Source organism: Massilia sp. ST3 (assembly GCF_018119405.1).
Lineage (GTDB): Bacteria > Pseudomonadota > Gammaproteobacteria > Burkholderiales > Burkholderiaceae_D > Telluria.
Genome location: NZ_JAGPWC010000134.1, coordinates 1 through 3,426, shown reverse-complemented (window position 1 = coordinate 3,426; position 3,426 = coordinate 1). Strand labels below are relative to the sequence as shown.

Annotated in this window: 5 protein-coding genes; all 5 read left to right on the top strand. The window is 64.4% G+C overall.

The genetic code is table 11. The features are described 5' to 3' along the window. A partial coding sequence (locus KBW98_RS23590; RefSeq protein ID WP_307727624.1) for a helix-turn-helix domain-containing protein occupies window positions 1-206 on the top strand: 206 nt, incomplete at its 5' end. A gap of 53 nt (window positions 207-259) precedes the next feature. Further along, window positions 260-679 carry a GTPase gene (locus KBW98_RS23585; protein WP_211522608.1) on the top strand — a complete coding sequence of 140 codons (420 nt, stop codon included), beginning with the start codon at window positions 260-262 and terminating at the stop codon, window positions 677-679. Between the two features lie 140 nt (window positions 680-819). After that, the gene (locus tag KBW98_RS23580) at window positions 820-1,077 is read left to right on the top strand and encodes a DUF3567 domain-containing protein (protein ID WP_020656370.1); all 258 of its coding nucleotides are present in this window, start codon (window positions 820-822) and stop codon (window positions 1,075-1,077) included. A gap of 72 nt (window positions 1,078-1,149) precedes the next feature. Further along, window positions 1,150-1,914: a class II glutamine amidotransferase gene (locus KBW98_RS23575; RefSeq protein WP_211522607.1), complete on the top strand. Its 765-nt coding sequence runs from the start codon at window positions 1,150-1,152 to the stop codon at window positions 1,912-1,914. A 113-nt stretch (window positions 1,915-2,027) separates the two neighbouring features. Continuing rightward, window positions 2,028-3,320, top strand: coding sequence for an EAL and HDOD domain-containing protein (locus KBW98_RS23570; protein WP_211522606.1), 1,293 nt, complete (start codon window positions 2,028-2,030; stop codon window positions 3,318-3,320). The last annotated feature ends 106 nt before the right edge of the window (window positions 3,321-3,426 follow it).

Sequence of the window (3,426 nt, the reverse complement as noted above, 5' to 3'; positions counted from 1 at the left end):
GCACCGGCTACACCTTGTCCTTCGACCTGCCGCTGCGCGAGGCGCGCGACGCCTTCGAACGCATGTACTTCGAACACCACCTGGGACGCGAAGGCGGCAGCATGACGCGCGTGGCCGAGAAGACCGGCCTGGAACGCACCCACCTGTACCGCAAGCTCAAGCAGCTGGGCGTCGAGCCGGGCAAGCTGGCCAAGAAAGGGCAGTGAAGGGCGCTGTGGTGGACAGCACCGCGGACGGCGCCGCGCACGGCGGCGTCCGCATGAGCGCGAAGGTCGCCACCACCCTGGTCACCGGCGATTCCGCCGGCGCGCGCGAAGACGCGATCGCGGCGCTGCTGGATGCAGCCCATGCCGCACGCGACGCCTTACCCGATTCGCATCGATCCTCCGGCGCCGGCCGTCGTGGCCTGGAGAGCGCCGTCATCCTCGAAGGCATGGCGGCGTCCTCAACGCCCCTCGTCTCCTCTCCCTCCCTCCAGGTCGTCCGCATCGCACCCGGGTGCCTGTGCTGCGACGGCAATCTGGTTTTGCGTGTAACATTGAATCGACTGCTGCGCCAGCGTCCCCAGCGTCTGTACATCGGCCTGGCGCGCAGCGAGCACCTTGATCAGTTGCGATCGTGGTTGCAAGACGCACCATACGATCAGCTGTTGGCGCTGAACCCGGTTCTCGACACCTGAACTCCCCGGCCGATAACCCCGGTTGTTCAAGGTCTCTTGAAATCGGTTCGGCCAGCCCCACCTCTTAAGCGAAGTGAAGAGCCCGCCGCCCGCCGCCGCGCGGCAGGTTTCACAAACTCTGATCGAGAGAAGGAGTCATCATGAACATGATCTACAACAGCGAACAGTACAGCGTCGTCGAGTTCGGTGTCGACCGTGAACTCGAGGCCCTGCGTTTCGGCGGCTTCGAGATCGTCGACAAGGCCGGCCGGCGCGAAGCGTTCATCGGCGGCAAACTGGCGCAATCGTTCCGGCGCGACGTCAACAACCTGATCGCCAGCGAACCGACCATGGAAGAAATCGACGACTTCCTGGGTTCCTACGATACCCTGATGAGCCAGCCGGTCGTCCTGCACTAAACAAACCGGCGCCATCGACCTTGTGCCGGGCGATGGCGCCGTTTGCATCGGCGGCATGGTAAGCTGCGCTCCATGTGTCAGCTACTTGGTATGAACTGCAATGTCCCGACCGACATTGTCTTCTCTTTCACCGGCTTCGCCCACCGCGGCGGCCGCACCGATACCCACCACGACGGCTGGGGCATCGCTTTCTTCGAAGGCGCGGGCGTGCGTCACTTCGTCGACCATCAAGCCGCCATCGCTTCGCCGATCGCCGAACTGATCAAGCGCTACCCGATCAAGTCCACCAACGTCATCGCCCACATCCGCAAGGCCACGCAGGGGAGAGTCGCGCTCGAGAACTGCCATCCCTTCGTGCGCGAGCTGTGGGGACGCTACTGGGTCTTCGCGCACAATGGCGACCTCAAGGAATTCCAGCCCGTGATCGACGGGCCCTTCCGCCCGGTGGGCAACACCGACAGCGAGCTGGCCTTCTGCTACCTGCTGCAATGCCTGCGCGCCGAATTCGGCGACACGCCGCCCGAACGCGCCGCCCTGCGCGCGGCGCTGGAGCGCCTGGTGCCCACGATCGCGGCCCACGGCACCTTCAACATGATGCTGTCCGACGGCACGGCCTTGTTCACCCATTGCTCGACCAAGCTGTGCTACGTGGTGCGCAAGTATCCGTTCGCGGCCGCCTGCCTGTCCGACGAAGACCTCTCGGTCGACTTTTCCCAGGTCACCACGCCCAACGACCGGGTCGCCATCATCGTCACCGAACCGCTGACCACCAACGAACAATGGACCCATTTCGCCCCCGGCGAACTGCTGATGTTCGTGGACGGCCTGCCACAATAACGGGCATTTTTGCTATAAAAAACATAAGCTTCCGACAATAAATTAATGCCATAAAACCACTAAAGGTTCCAAATGCGGTAAAGTATCCCCGTTCGCCGACAGAAAGAGACGAGATGACCGATTCCGCAAGCCTTGACCAGGCGTCGCAGCCGCTGCGCATGCGCAACTTCTACCTCGCGCGCCAGCCGGTCCTCGACCGCAACCAGGCGCTCTACGGCTACGAACTGCTGTTCCGCGGCAGCGCGCAAGGCGCAGCCGGCATCGATCCTTCGGCCACCGGCTCGGGCCTGTCGGCCAGCGCCAGCGTCATCCACCATGCTTCCCAGCTCGGCCTGCCGCGCGCCATCGGCGACGCCACCGCCTTCCTGAACGTGGACAAGGAAGTCCTGATGAGCGACATGTTCGCCTTCCTGCCGCGCGAACGGACGGTGCTGGAGATCGTGCGCTCGGTCGAGCCGGACGATGCCGTGATCCGCCGCATGACCGAGCTGGCCTCGCACGGCTTCCGCTTCGCCGCCGAGGCCTCGGCCCACGGCGCCTCGCTGGCGCGCCTGCTGCCGGTGATCGACTTCGTCAAGATGGACCTGCGCGAGCTGCCGGTGGTGACCCTGCTGTCGCTGGCGCCGCGCCTGCGCACCACGGGTAAGCGGCTGGTGGCGGAAAAGGTCGAGACCCACAACGAATACCGCACCTGCCTGGACATCGGCTTCGATTATTTCCAGGGCTATTATTTCGCCAAGCCCACCGTCATGACCGGCCGCAAGCTGTCGCCTTCGCAGACGACGGTGCTGGACCTGATGAACCTGGTGACCTCGGAAGCGGACAATACCGAGATCGAGAAGGTGGTCAAGCGCGAGGTGACCCTGGGCCTGAACCTGCTGCGCCTGGTGAATACGCCGGCCGTGGGGGCCACCCGCCGCATCGAGTCGATCAGCCAGGCCTTGATCCTGCTGGGCCGCCGCCAGCTGCAGCGCTGGCTGCAGATCCTGCTGTACGCCGAGCCGGGCGTGCGCGGCCACAGCCAGAGCCCGCTGCTGATGCTGGCCACCACGCGCGCGCGCCTGATGGAGCTGCTGGCCCAGCGCCTGCGCCCGGGCCAGCGCAATGTCGCCGACGTGGCCTTCACGGTCGGCATGATGTCGCTGATGGATACGCTGTTCTGCATCCCGATGCAGGATATCGTCGAGCAGATTCCCGTGATCGACGAGGTGCGCCACGCGCTGCTGGTGCGCAAGGGCTTCTTCGGCGAACTGCTGCGCCTGGCGGAATCGATCGAGCAGATGGACGACGCCAACGACGCCGTCATGCCGGCGCTGCACGAGCTGTCGCTCGACGGCGACGACCTGGCCGAGCTCGAGGTGTCGGCCTTCGAGTGGAGCGACAAGGTCGTTCGCTACGCGATCTAGTAGTCCTTATCGTTATCGGGACCGTTTTCGTTATCGGGACTGTTTGACGTAGGGTGGACGGGGGCCCCCGCCCCCCCAAAACGGAATAAAAACCACTACAAAAACC